Source organism: Chryseobacterium sp. 22458 (assembly GCF_052044975.1).
Taxonomy (GTDB): Bacteria; Bacteroidota; Bacteroidia; order Flavobacteriales; family Weeksellaceae; genus Chryseobacterium.
Genome location: NZ_JBQEOA010000003.1, coordinates 407,192 through 420,726, shown reverse-complemented (window position 1 = coordinate 420,726; position 13,535 = coordinate 407,192). Strand labels below are relative to the sequence as shown.

General features: G+C 38.6%; 9 protein-coding genes. 1 reads left to right on the top strand and 8 read right to left on the bottom strand.

The window, feature by feature from the left end:
• Nucleotides 1-12 precede the first annotated feature (12 nt).
• Nucleotides 13-3,075 (bottom strand): TAT-variant-translocated molybdopterin oxidoreductase, encoded by a 3,063-nt coding sequence (locus ACTJJF_RS12770; RefSeq protein ID WP_440699892.1) that lies wholly within the window; start codon nt 3,073-3,075, stop codon nt 13-15.
• Between the two features lie 23 nt (nt 3,076-3,098).
• Nucleotides 3,099-4,460, bottom strand: coding sequence for a c-type cytochrome (locus ACTJJF_RS12765; RefSeq protein ID WP_440699891.1), 1,362 nt, complete (start codon nt 4,458-4,460; stop codon nt 3,099-3,101).
• Nucleotides 4,461-4,644: 184 nt separating this feature from the next.
• On the opposite strand from ACTJJF_RS12765, the gene ACTJJF_RS12760 reads away from it, so the two are divergent.
• Nucleotides 4,645-5,202 (top strand): SPOR domain-containing protein, encoded by a 558-nt coding sequence (locus ACTJJF_RS12760; protein ID WP_312297226.1) that lies wholly within the window; start codon nt 4,645-4,647, stop codon nt 5,200-5,202.
• A gap of 53 nt (nt 5,203-5,255) precedes the next feature.
• On the opposite strand, the gene ACTJJF_RS12755 is transcribed toward ACTJJF_RS12760, so the two are convergent.
• The 6 genes from ACTJJF_RS12755 to ACTJJF_RS12730 form a co-directional block, all read right to left on the bottom strand.
• Nucleotides 5,256-6,533 (bottom strand): DUF6080 domain-containing protein, encoded by a 1,278-nt coding sequence (locus ACTJJF_RS12755; RefSeq protein WP_440699890.1) that lies wholly within the window; start codon nt 6,531-6,533, stop codon nt 5,256-5,258.
• A gap of 75 nt (nt 6,534-6,608) precedes the next feature.
• Nucleotides 6,609-7,565 (bottom strand): T9SS-dependent choice-of-anchor J family protein, encoded by a 957-nt coding sequence (locus ACTJJF_RS12750; RefSeq protein ID WP_312297224.1) that lies wholly within the window; start codon nt 7,563-7,565, stop codon nt 6,609-6,611.
• A 75-nt stretch (nt 7,566-7,640) separates the two neighbouring features.
• Entirely contained in the window at nt 7,641-9,182 is a 1,542-nt protein-coding gene (locus tag ACTJJF_RS12745) for a protein adenylyltransferase SelO (RefSeq protein ID WP_440699889.1), read from the bottom strand.
• Nucleotides 9,183-9,257: 75 nt separating this feature from the next.
• Nucleotides 9,258-11,633: a transglycosylase domain-containing protein gene (locus ACTJJF_RS12740; protein WP_312297220.1), complete on the bottom strand. Its 2,376-nt coding sequence runs from the start codon at nt 11,631-11,633 to the stop codon at nt 9,258-9,260.
• Nucleotides 11,602-12,099, bottom strand: a complete 498-nt coding sequence (locus ACTJJF_RS12735; RefSeq protein ID WP_312297219.1) for a gliding motility lipoprotein GldH — start codon at nt 12,097-12,099, stop codon at nt 11,602-11,604. Before ACTJJF_RS12735 ends, ACTJJF_RS12740 begins: the two co-directional genes overlap by 32 nt.
• A complete protein-coding gene (locus tag ACTJJF_RS12730; RefSeq protein WP_440699888.1) occupies nt 12,092-13,486 on the bottom strand; it encodes a PSP1 domain-containing protein in 1,395 nt (464 codons plus the stop codon). Before ACTJJF_RS12730 ends, ACTJJF_RS12735 begins: the two co-directional genes overlap by 8 nt.
• Between the last annotated feature and the right edge of the window lie 49 nt (nt 13,487-13,535).

Sequence of the window (13,535 nt, the reverse complement as noted above, 5' to 3'; positions counted from 1 at the left end):
ATTATTTAAACTTTATTTTTCTACTCTGTTTCTTACTTTAGTGTGATAGAACACGTTTGGTTTTGTTCCGATCTCCTCTAGTAAATAATATCTTCTGTTAGAGGCGTATACCTTTCTAATTGAAGAATCTTTATCATTCATGTCTCCAAATGTCATTGCACCAGTAGAACAAGCTTTAGAACAAGCAGTCTGGAATTCTCCATCCTTCACTCTTCTTCCTTCTTTCTTAGCCTCAAGAATAGTATTCTGAGTCATTTGGATACACATTGAACATTTCTCCATTACCCCTCTAGTTCTTACAACTACGTCTGGGTTAAGTACCATTCTTCCTAAATCGTTGTTCATGTTGAAGTCGAACTTGTCGTTTAGGTTATAAGTAAACCAGTTGAAACGTCTTACTTTGTACGGACAGTTGTTTGCACAATATCTGGTACCGATACATCTGTTGTAAGCCATATGGTTTTGACCTTGCTTACCGTGTGAAGTAGCCGCTACCGGACATACAGTTTCACATGGAGCGTGGTTACAGTGCTGACACATTACTGGCTGGAAGATTACATCCGGATTATCAGCAGGGTGGTTCAATGCACCTCCCTCTTTGTTGAATGCAGTACCGTATAATTCTGGTACAGCCAATCCATCTTTTAATCCTTCATATACTTCTACAGTTTGTCTTGAAGAATAGTAACGGTCAATTCTTAACCAATACATATCTCTGGACATTCTTACTTCTTCTTTACCTACTACAGGAACGTTGTTTTCAGCTTGACAAGCAATAATACATGCTCCACATCCTGTACAAGAGTTCAGGTCAATAGATAAGTTGAAGTGAGGACCGTCAGTATCATCAAATGCATCCCAAAGGTCAATTTTTCTTGCTGGAAGAGCTCCACTGATGGTGTGGTATTCCAAAGGTTTGTTCCATCCTTTGTGCTCATCATCGAATGGCACGTTGATGAATTCAGCTAAAGGAACTTCCTTAGCGATTTCGTAACGACCCATTAATGTATTCTGAAGCTGGATCCCTGCGAATTCGTGATCTTCTCCTGTTTTCTCGATTTTAGCACCGGAAAGAACAAGGTTAGAACCATCGAATAAAGGATAAGCATTTACCCCTGTATCAGCAGTTGCTCCTGAGTTCTTCTTACCATAACCAAGCGCAAGACCTACTGACCCTTCTGCTTGTCCTGGCTGTACGAATACAGGCACATCTTTTATTGTAACTCCGTTTACAGTAAGGTTTACGATAGAACCATCCAGCTGCATTCTTGCGTTAAGATCGTTATCGATACCGAATTTTTCTGCATCTTTTGGAGAAATTGTCAGGTAGTTATCCCAAGACATTCTTGTGATAGGATCAGGTAACTCTTGTAACCAAGGGTTGTTTGCCTGAGTACCGTCTCCCATTGAAGTCTTAGTGTATAATACTAATTCTAATTCTGAAGCTTTAAAGTTTCCTAATTCAGCAACAGCCTGAGCAGCGTTTCCACCTGCATAAGATAATGTTGTTGAGTTAGTGGAAGCATTGATACCGTTATATAATGCTTTGTTGAAAGAAGTACCACCTAAAAGAGAAGCAGAGCTTGCCTTTAAATAATCGTAGTAGTTGTTGGCAGCATTGTTCTTACCGTTTTTCCAAACCAATAGAGATTCTTCAATCTGTCTTGATTTGTAGATCTTCTGGATAGTAGGCTGCATTAATGAATATACTCCGGTCTGTGGTTCGATATCTCCCCAAGACTCTAGCCAGTTTGCTACTGGAATAACAGCCTTAGCTGCTTTGTACATTTCATTTTTCTTATCAGCAACAGCAATTACATAAGGAACTTTAGATAAAGACTTTTTGAAGTCTTCTCCTTTTGGATGAGCATAGATAGGATCTACGTTGTTTGTAACTAATACTCCAACTTGTCCACCGTTTACCCATCCTAGGAATTCCTGATATCTTGCACCGTTGAATTCTTTAAGGAAGTTAGCTTTACCTGTGAAAGCAACCGAACCTAATTTCTGGTTGATTAAGTGTGCTAAAACCTGTGCTCCTTTAGAACCGTCAGCGAAAACAACAGCTTTGCTTCCTTTTGCTTTCAGTTCGTTAGCAATTTCAGTTGCAGTCTTATCAGTAGTACCGCCACCTACGATTGCATTGTAAACTTCAACTAACGTTTTGTTTACTGCACTTGGTTTTAATCTGTATCTTGAGTCTGCGTTAGCACCGGTTAAAGACATGTTAGATTCCACCTGAATGTGTCTCAACATGTTTGGACCTGGTTTTCTAGCCGTAGCATAAGAAGTCTCTAAGCTTGAAGCGTTATAATCTCCTAAGAAATCAGCCTGGAAAGAAACAACCAGTTCAGAACCGTTAAGGTCGTAAACAGGTAATGCTCTTTGTCCGAAAACTTCCTGTGCAGCATCTAGTCCTGCAGCATACGGATATGCATCGAAAGTTACCAGTTCAGCTGTAGGATATTTAGCTTTGAATTCAGCGAATAACTTTTTGAAAGTTGGTGAAGCAAAAGAGTGTGATAAAACCACAATCTTTTTGCCTGATGCTTTAGCTTCTTCCAAACCTTTGATCACGAAACTGTCTACTTTATCGAAAGTTTCATCTTTACCGTCCAGTTTAGGCTGTTTTACTTTATCGTTATCATAAAGAGAAAGTACACTTGCCTGAGCTCTTGCGTTAGTTTTACCTAAATCACCACCAGCCGGGTTTGGTTCAATCTTGATGGGTCTACCTTCTCTAGTTTTTACTAAAACACTAGCAAAGTCGAAACCGTCAAAATAAGTTGAAGCGTAATAATTAGGGATTCCCGGAATAATATCATGCGGCTTTACCACATAAGGAATCGTTTTGATTACCGGAGCTTCGCAGGCAGCTAATGTAACTGCTGCTGTAGAGAACCCTAGTAATTTAAGGAAATCTCTTCTTGAAGTACTAGATCCGTTTTTCTCAGCATCTCCAAGGAAATCTTCTACCGGAATTTCTTCCTGAAACTCTTTCTGAGCCAGCTTATTATTCAAAGCCGGATCTTTAAGTTCATGAATACTTCTGAATTGTATTTTGTTTGAAGCCATTTATACTTCTAATTTTTTAGTTATTAATAATGACATTTACCACACTCAAGACCTCCAATTGCATCTACAGTGATTTTACCTCCATCTTGTGGATATTGTTTTTTCAACTTGTCATGTAGATTCTTGAAGTACTCTTTATTATAACCGTTGTTCATATCAACCTCAGTCGTTCTGTGGCACTCGATACACCATCCCATAGTAAAGTCGTTAGCCATCTGAACAACATTCATTGTATCAATTTTACCGTGACAAGCTTTACATACAACATCAATTTTGTTGTTAGGATTCTTTTTGTTGAAAGAATTGATGATCGCTTGTTCACCAGCAATTACGTGCTGAGAGTGGTTGAAGTAAACGAAGTCTGGCATGTTGTGGATTCTTGTCCATTCAACCGGCTGTGTTTTTCCTGTATACTGTTGTTTTGCAGGATCCCAACCTGTTGCAGCGTAGATCTTCTGGATTTCTCCGTCATAGAATGCCTTATCTTTTCCTGGTTCCATGTAGTGATCTGCGTTGTATTCAGAAATTGTTCTGTGACAGTTCATACAAACGTTCATAGAAGGAATTTCAGATACCTTTCCGTATTTAGCACTGGAGTGACATAACTGACAGTCAATTTTTTGTTCTCCGGCGTGGATTTTGTGAGAGAAGTAGATAGGCTGCTCAGGCTTATAACCTTTGTAAACCCCGATCCACATTAACCAGTTCCATACTCCGTAAGCCGCTAAAATAGCAAGAATTGCCAATAAAGCTTTACCTACATAATGGAACTTCTCATACATTTCCTTGAACGAACGAACTCTCGTTTCGTTAAGACCTGCCAGTTCTTCAGATTGGCCAAGCGTAACTAATTGTCTTAGTTTCACAAGGATCCAAACCAATAGACCTGCGATTGCTAAAAGGGAAATGATGACAATGTTTGTAGTAGTTTTGTCTGCAGGAGCTGCAGAAGTACCTTCACCTGCTGTAGCTTTCGCTTCATCTTTTTTTGGTTCCGGCTCTGGCGGATTAGTTGTAAAAGCTAAAATGTCATCAATATCCTTCTCAGTAAGATTAGGAAAGACCTGCATTTCAGTCTTGTTGTACTTTTCAAAAATCTCATTGGCGTATTTATCCCCCGAAGCTCTCAGAGCTTTGTTGTCTTTGATCCACTTGTGAAGCCAATCTCTGTCTACACCACCTTCTGTCTTTACTCGTTCTACAACCCCCTTTAATGGTGGCCCAACAACTTGTTTGTCCAGCGCGTGACATGCAGTACAATTCGCTTTGAAAAGTTTCTCTCCGTTTTTAGGATCGCCGTCTTGCCCGTAAAATGAAGCACTGGTTGATAGCAATAAGCCTATTGCGATCAACGTTTTTTTATAATGCTTTCTCCAACTAATCATTTAAATTATCTTATGTTAGTAAATTATTGAACATTCAATCAATTCCGCAAAAATAATATTTTTAACAGGAATTTAACGGTATATCGAAAAGGGAAAATATCATTTACGTTTAATTTGTATTGATTCTAAATAACCTGTTTGGTATAGTTTTTTAATTTGTATAAATTTGCGGAAACAAGTTTAAATGAGAAATTTGATTAAAATATTTTCGATATTATCATTATTTGGTTTTTATAGTATTGAAGCACAGCAGGTTGTTAGAAAAGATACCCTTTCGGGAACGGAGCTTGTCATCACGATGGATTCCAAAATTAATGCTGCTTTGGAAGGAATTGAAGGCAAATGTTCTAAAGTTGCCACAAATAATTCTACCAGAGATTCCGGTAATAACGATAGTGGTATTTCTACAGGAATATCTACGAAACCTCCTAAAATCTATGTTCCGAACAGAGAACTTACCAATGCTGAAATTTGTAAGAAAAATCCAAGAATTTTAGGATATAAAATCCAGATTACAACTGTGAAAAGTAATGAGGAGGCCAATGAAGTAAAGTCTTATTTCAGAAAAAGATTTCCTAATCTGAAAGTAGAGACAGACGCTTCTTTAAGACCGAATTATAAAATTCTTGCCGGAAGTTATTTCACAAAACAGAGTGCAGCGGCAGATCTTTCAAGAATCAGAGAATACTTTAAATCTGCAGTGGCCGTACAGTACAGAATTTTCTGTGCAGAAGCCAAGTAATACTGATTTTCTTAAAATAAAAAACAAAAAAGTTGAGCACTGCTCAGCTTTTTTTATTGATAATACCTATCTGTAAACCAGAGGAATTCTGACATTCTGAGTAAGTTATTACACAAAAGATAGAAGAATAATACCCCCACGGTAAACATTAAGAAAAATAATATTTTGGGGGATGATCTGTAAGCGTAAAACAGCCATCCGATCAACAGAGGATACACAAAAACAAAGTGTCCGCCATAAATATAGGAAGTATGAAGCCCGAATCTCATAAGGCAATGAATGATGATATCAATGAAAAATGAAATCATAATAACCTGCACCCATTTGTTCCTGAAATTTTTACAATAACTCCAACCTGCCAGAAGCAATAATACTGCCACAAAAATATAAGAAAACGTAGAAGAATACAGTTCCATATAAATGGCTTTAAAGTGAAAACCTTTCATGTTATGCTTATCCGAAATGGTAAAACTTGGAAAAAGGATACTGCCTCCGAAAAAGAAAGACATGATCATATCCCATGTAGGCATAGTTTCTACGTTGGAGAATTTTTCATATTGCTGATTCGTTTTGGAGAAAATCGCCTGGTATTTAAAATCAATCCTGTTCAGGTAAAGAAGTATATAGCAAATAACGGCTATTATGACCCTCAAGGCTGCATTTCCAAATTTTTTCCAGTTTTTAAAGAGATTTTTTTCAAAAAGAACGGGGATAAAAACTTTTACAAAATTGGTTATCGTAAGCCCGCCTATAGTAATGCCTGCCAACGTTAATGCTGATGCGGGAATTTTCTCGTCTTTCTTAAGTTTGATGGCTGCATAATAATTATACAGGCTGAGAAAAAATAAAGTGTAGGTGAAGTTTTCGGGAGTAAATGACAGAATGATATTGGTTGAAAACAAAGCGAAAAACAATACAATGAAAAAGCTGAATTCAACCGGAAGCCTGATGATATTTTTTAAATATTTGAAGATCTGAAGAATATTCAGACTGATGACAATGTTGCTCATCCAGGCTAATGTAAGTCTGAATGTCATATCCATTTTCCCCCCTGAAATCAATAACGCCAATTCCCTGATTCCGTTAAAAAAATAATAGGATAGCGGATGTCTTTCAAAGCTGCCGCCACTCATGATGATAGACTTATTGTCAAAACTGAAATAAGCATCCCATGGGATTCTGCTGTCGAAGATAATTCTGTAATGGCAGGCGATATAAGACCCCAGGATTCCGTAGCCGGTAATGAAAAAAAGAAAAACTGCCAGCTCGGTATAGGATGAAGGAAAAACTAATTTAAAAAAATTAATGAGTTTTGTTTTGATAAAAGACACGGGTCATATTTTTTGCAAAAGTAAAACAAAAAACCACCAAAGCAGGTGGTTTTTGAGAAGATTCTATCAACGGTGTTATTGTTTGATTATTTTTTCAGTCGTAGAAGTTCCGTCAGTAAATTCTACCTTCATCAGATAAGTTCCTTTCGGAAGAGATGAAACATCTGCTTTTCCGGAATCTGCCGTGTTGAGTGTTTTTCCTGACATATCAATAATAGACGTTGCTTTTATTTTTTTATCTGTTTTGATATTGATTTCTCCTTTTGTAGGATTAGGATAAACAGATATACCGGATTTCGTTTTTGAAACTTCATGGGTTGCAAGGCTTCCTGATGTAGTCACCTTTACATCATCCAGCATAAACATATATTTATCTGCAGACATATATTGGAATCCTATTTTTACAGTTTGTCCGGCGTAGGCATCCAGGTTAATGGTGACCTCTTGCCATGCTGCGAAGGGAGCAGTAGATGTGGCAGGGGAAGAAATAATGGTAAAACTGGCGGCTGTGGTAGGGTTTCCGGTTCCTGTATAAATTCCTACTTTATAGCTCTCTGCAAAATCAGGAGACAATGCTTTTACCCAAAAAGTTAATGTGTTTGAGCTGGCTCCTAAAGTTAATGAAGGGGTTATTAGCCAGTCATTATTGGCAGTTACTCCGTTAGCAGGAACTCCGGCCCATGAAACTGCACATTTTTGTCCTCCGTGTGGGGTAAAATTTCTGACTTCTTCATCTGTGGCAATAGGTGCTGCATTGTTGGTTGCATTACTTGCGGAAAGATTGAAAATCTGAAAGGCCATTGGCTGTCCGGCATTTGCCCAGTTTGCTGTCCAGCCTGCAGAGGTTGTACCGCCTACTACAGGGCCTCCTCCTGTATAAGTTCTCAGACCGTCCAGGTCTAATGTAGACCAGCTGCCAATATTATTAATGGCAAAATTGGTGTACGATTCAAAGCCCTCATCGAGCAAAACTGTTTGAGAATGCGCTGCCATTCCCATTAGTAAACTTACGGAAAGTATAATTTTTTTCATATTAAAGATTTTTCTAAATATAGTGAAAATTTTTAATACGTTGATAATGAATCAGTAAAATCTGTGAATTGTTTTTTACGAGCTGCAGGATAACGTAGAACATCCGGCAGTATCATCGTAACCGGAAGGTCTTTTGCCGGAAAACTCAGGAAAGAGTTCTTCGTAAGGATTTTTCAAAGCAATTGTTAATTTATCCAGCATTTCTGTTTTTCCGTTTCCGATTTCCTCAATACATTCATAAAGCAAATAATTTCTGAGAATGAATTTTGGATTGGCCTTTTTCATCATCGCTACAGACTCTTCTTTTGAAATGGTATTTGAATTGATCCGGGATTCATAAGTTCCGACAAAGTTTTTCAGCTTGTTCAGTTTTTCTTCATTCAACAAAGTATAGGACGTGACACCGAATAATTCTTTAAGATCCGTATTGGGGCTTAATTTTTCCAACTGATTGAAAAACAGGGTGTGGTCAAGCTGTAGTTCCTGCATCAGTCCCTGCCAGTTAGTAAAAAAATCCTCATCATCTTTTCGAAGTTCGTCAAACCCGAATTTCCTGCACAGCATGGCATCATGAGCTTCCCAGAAATAGGTGCCATAGCGGTTCAATGTATCTTCCAGAAACTTTTCATCTTTAATGATCGGATGAAGTGCATTGGCAAGCTGCCACAGATTCCATTGGGAGATTTGCCCCTGTTTTCCAAAAGCATATCTTCTTCCGGGAAGATCGGTAGTATTCGGGGTGAAATTCAAATCGTATTCATCCATCATAGAATAAGGGCCGTAATCAATGGTAAGCCCCAGGATAGACATATTATCCGTATTCATAACCCCATGTACAAATCCGACTCTGAACCATTCAACCATAAGGTCTGCAGTCCGGGTGCATATGTTTTCAAAGAAATCTTTGTATTTCTGTTGCCCTGAAGATGTGATTTCAGGGAAATAATGGTCTATGGTAAAATCTGTAAGATCCTGCAGGGTTTTATATTCCTGTTGTGCAGACATCAGTTCAAAATGCCCAAATCGAATAAAGCTGGCTGCTGTTCTTATGATCACTGCGCCTTTCTCAAGCTCAGGATTTCCGTTGTACATGATATCACGCACTACATCTTCTCCTGTAAATGCTAAACTCAGGGCCCTTGTTGTAGGAACTCCGAGATGGAACATCGCTTCACTCATCAGATACTCACGGACGGATGACCTTAATACGGCTCTTCCATCAGCATGCCTGGAATATGGAGTAGCGCCGGAGCCTTTCCATTGGATCTCTGTCTTTTTTCCATTTTCATTCACAATCTCTCCTGCAAGGATCGCTCTTCCGTCTCCCAGCTGGCCTGCCCAATTCCCAAACTGATGCCCTGCATAGGCTGTTGCGTAGGTCTGAACATTTTCAGGAAGATTGTTTCCAACCAGAAAATCCAGATCTTTATCTTCAAATGCTCCAAGACCTATTTCTTCTGAAAGTTCTGCATTGAAAGCAATGAGTTCAGGTTTGTCGAAACCTGCAGGCTTAATGGTGGAGAATAAAACTTTCGGAGTGTTTCTCTGCATGGGATTATTAGAAAAGTCACCCGGAAATTTCTTTAGAAAAGGCTGTCTGATTCGTTCGATATTCATACCTCAAAGGTATTAATTAAAAAAGAAAAGACCTTCCAAATTATTGAAAGGTCTTGTGTATTTCTAAAAGAGAATTTATTTATTAAAATCTACCTCATCATTAGAATGAAGGTTTTCATTGATATTGTCCTCTTTCTTTTCTGTAGGTTTTTTAGGAGTTGGATCTACAGGTCTTGGATTTTTGATCTCGTCAATGGTCTGAAGGCTTCCGTCATCTCCGTATCCTCCGCCAAGGCCTTTAAGGTTTGAACATCCGTCTTTCCAGTCCGAAGGTTTAACAAATTTGTCATCAGGTGTAATGCCTAAACTTTTGTCTGCCCAGACTTTCTTCATGAAGATGGCCCAGATTGGTAATGCCATTTTAGCTCCCTGACCTTCCCCGGTTCCAAAGAAGTGGGTAGCTCTGTCTTCCCATCCAACCCATGCTCCGGTAGCCAGTTTTGGAGTAATTCCCATAAACCAACCGTCAGAGTTATTCTGAGTAGTACCTGTTTTGGCTGCAATTTCTACGGCTTTTGATATTCCTCTTCTTCCTAATTCTCCTGAAGCCGTACCATACTGCGCAACACCTTTCATAAGCTCTATCATGGTGTAGGCATACATAGGATTCATTACTTCTTTAGGCTCTACGTTGATTTCCTTGATTACTCTACCGTTGGCATCTTCAATTCTCCAGATCATTTCCGGTTTGTTGTGATTTCCGTAGTTGGCAAAAGTACTGTAGGCACCTAGCATTTCATAAATTGTAATATCTGATGAACCTAGTGCTATGGTATTGTTTCTTGGAATATCTTCCGTTACACCCAGATCTCTTGCTGTCTGAATTACCGCATCTACTCCGGTCATTTCAATAAGTCTTGCAGCAACCGGGTTCTGAGAGTGTGCCAATGCGTCTTTCAATGTAAGCATTCCGCCTCTACCAGGGACATGCCATCCTTTGTGATCGTAAGTTCCGTTGGAAACTGTTGAACAAGGCGTCATCCCCAGCTTCATAATTGCAGTTGCATATACAAACGGTTTGAAGGTAGATCCTACCTGTCTCTTACCCTGTTTGATGTGGTCATACTGGAAGTGCTGCCAGTCAATACCACCTACCCAGGCTTTAATTTCCCCGGTTCCCGGAACCATAGACATAAGCCCTGCCTGTGCAATTTGTTTGTGATATCTGATTGAATCCCACGGAGACATTTCAACCTCTTCTTCACCACTCCATGTAAATCTTGAAGTTTTGATAGGCTTTTTGAATTCCATCATGATAGAATCTTCAGGCATTCCATCTGCTTTCAACAGCTTATAGCGGCCGGTTCTTTTCATGGCCTGAACCATCACATCCTTGATCTGCTTATCGTTCAAATAGTAGAAAGGTCTGTTTTTTCTTCCTCTCTGTTCTGCATCAAATCTTTTCTGAAGATCCGTTAAATGTTCCTTGATTGACTCTTCGGCATACTTCTGCATTTTAGAATCAAGGGTCACATATATTTTTAAACCGTCCTTATAAAGATTCAGTTTTTTACCGGTTTCTTTTTCGTTAGCTTCAAGATACTTATCGATCTCTTTTCTCAGATAGAATTTATAATAAGCAGAGTATCCGTCAGTAATGCTTTTGATAGGATGGAAATCTACTTCAATAGGAGTATTGATCGCTTTTTGATAGGTTTCCTCATTGATGTATCCTGTTTTCTGCATCTGATCCAGTACCACATTTCTTCTTTCCTTTGCTTTCTCAGGATATCTGTATGGGTTATTTTTTCTCGGATTCTCAAGCATGGCTACAAATGTAGCTGCTTCAGGAAGTGTCAACTCTGAAGTTTTTTTGTTAAAATAAACCCTGGAAGCCATTTCCACGCCATTGGCATTGAAAAGGAAATCGAATTTATTGAAATAAAGAGTGATGATTTCTTCTTTGGTATATCTTTTTTCAAGACTTACCGCCACTACCCATTCTTTTAGTTTCTGGAAGGCTCTTTCAATTTTATTCTGAGAAGCTGTTCCTGTAAAAAGAAGCTTTGCCAGCTGCTGGGTAATGGTAGAACCACCACCACGGCCACCACCATAAGCTACAGCTCTGGCGATAGAGTACAGGTCAATTCCTGAATGTTCTTTAAAACGTTCATCTTCTTTAGCCTGAAGGGCGTAGATGAGATAAGGAGGAAGGTCCTTATAAACAATAGGCTGTGTTTTTTCTTTCTCAAACTTACCTAAAACAACTCCATCTGATGAAATGATCTCAGAAGCAACGAAGATATTCGGGTTTTCAAGTTCTTTTACATCCGGCATTTCCCCAAGGAACCCTTGAGAAACCGAAAAGAAAAGTCCTGAAATTCCCAGAACTACCGCAATGAGTCCAATCCAAATAAATGAAACCCATTTTTTCCAGGAGGTGTTTTTCTTTTTGGGAGGCAGTGGAAATGTTTTTCCCTTATTTCCCGTGTTTTTCTTGTTCTCTTCCATTATTTATGGTTACGCTTTCTATTTTTACTCCAACATCCTCAATTCCCGGAAGATCATCATTTCTCATGGCCTGTATCAGCCCGATTTCATATTTTCCTTTTGCCGGGAATGTGTAATTTAATTTATACTGAAACAATGTTTCTTTCGTGTCACCAAAACCTGTACCAAGCCATTCTCCATTTGGTTTTGCCAATACATAATTGAGCGTGTCAGTCTCTTTTTTCTTGTTCTGAAGATTGGTGAAATTGACAATAAACCTTATATTGCTATAAGGATAATTGTTGTTGTTTCTTACGACAAATATAATATTTTTAGGATTCTGCGGATCTGAAATCTCAAGATTAAATTTTTGTTCACTTTTCTTATTCCATTTGTTATCAACGGAATTCATGATGATCTCTTCGTTTGAGGAAGAGTTACAGCTAAAGAAAAGGATAAGGGAAAATAATCCTAAAATTTTACGCATTTTTATCTTTTTTGGGAGGAAATTTCTTTTTAAACTTCTTCTTGTTTGGGTTATTTTGTGGTTTTTGTTCTGTATCAGAACTGGTTTCAGCTTTTACTTTTTCCACCGGAGGCTTTTGCTGCTGTGGCTTCTGTTGTCTGGGCTGATTTCCGGAATGCGGATTGGTGCTCTGGTTTTCCGGTTTTTCAGATCGTTCAGGTCTTTCCTGTCTTTCGGGTCTGTTTCTTTTCTGCCCTTGTCCCTGCTGATTATTGTTGCCTTTATTCTGATTGTTGTTTCTGTTTCTGTTGTTTCTGTTTTTCTTTTCGAAACGGTCCACATTATTTTCCTGGATCAGATCAATGCTCTGAAGAGGAGCGTCCGGCTGTTTCAGATCCTCTAAAGGAAGTGTTTTTTCGCCTCTTTTGTTTTTTGAAATCAGTTTTTTAACAAGATCAATATCGAAATCATACCATGCAATGGAATTTTCCACGTAGGCAAACCACATTTTCTTTTTGAAAACATCAATTTTGATACAGAATGCTTTCCCTTTTTCTGTTTCCAGAGTGGTTGAAGAAGAGGGGAAATTGCTTAATGCATCCAAATAGCTGTCTAGCTCATAGTTAAGGCAGCATTTAAGTTTACCACACTGTCCTGCCAGCTTTTGAGGGTTGATACTCAGTTGCTGGTATCTTGCTACGTTGGTATTGACGGATCTGAAGTCTGTAAGCCATGTGGAACAGCAAAGTTCACGTCCGCAAGATCCGATTCCACCTACTTTGGCCGCTTCCTGTCTGAAACCGATCTGTTTCATATCGATTTTGGTACGGAAAGCTCCGGCGTAATCTTTGATCAACTGTCTGAAATCCACCCGGGTATCAGCAGTATAATAAAATGTGATCTTCGAAGAATCACCCTGATATTCTACATCAGTGACTTTCATCTCAAGACCTAATCTTCCGGCGATTTTTCTCGCTTCAAGCTTTACACCGTCTTCTTTTTTTCTTACTTCCTGCCATACCTCAAGGTCTTTTTGGTTGGCCTGCCTGTATATTTTGAGGGCCGATTCTTCAGAAAACTTTTTCTTTTTCATCTGAATCTTCACTAATTCTCCTGTAAGGCTTACGACGCCTACATCGTGTCCCGGACTAGATTCTACTGTAACTACACTGCCTATATGTAAAGGAATATTATTTACATTCTTATAAAACGATTTTCTGTCATTTTTAAATCTAACTTCTACAAAATCACACCTGTTTGGTGCCGGATTGTTGATGTTAGAAAGCCAGTCAAAAACACTTAATTTATAACTATTCCCGCAGGTATTTACATTTTCACAGCCATTTGCGGTTTTTTTAGGACCACAAGAATGTGCAGAATCGCCGGATGTTTTACATCCACAACTCATATTTTCTATTATTTATAATCTTGCAAATTTATGTATTTTTATCTTTATG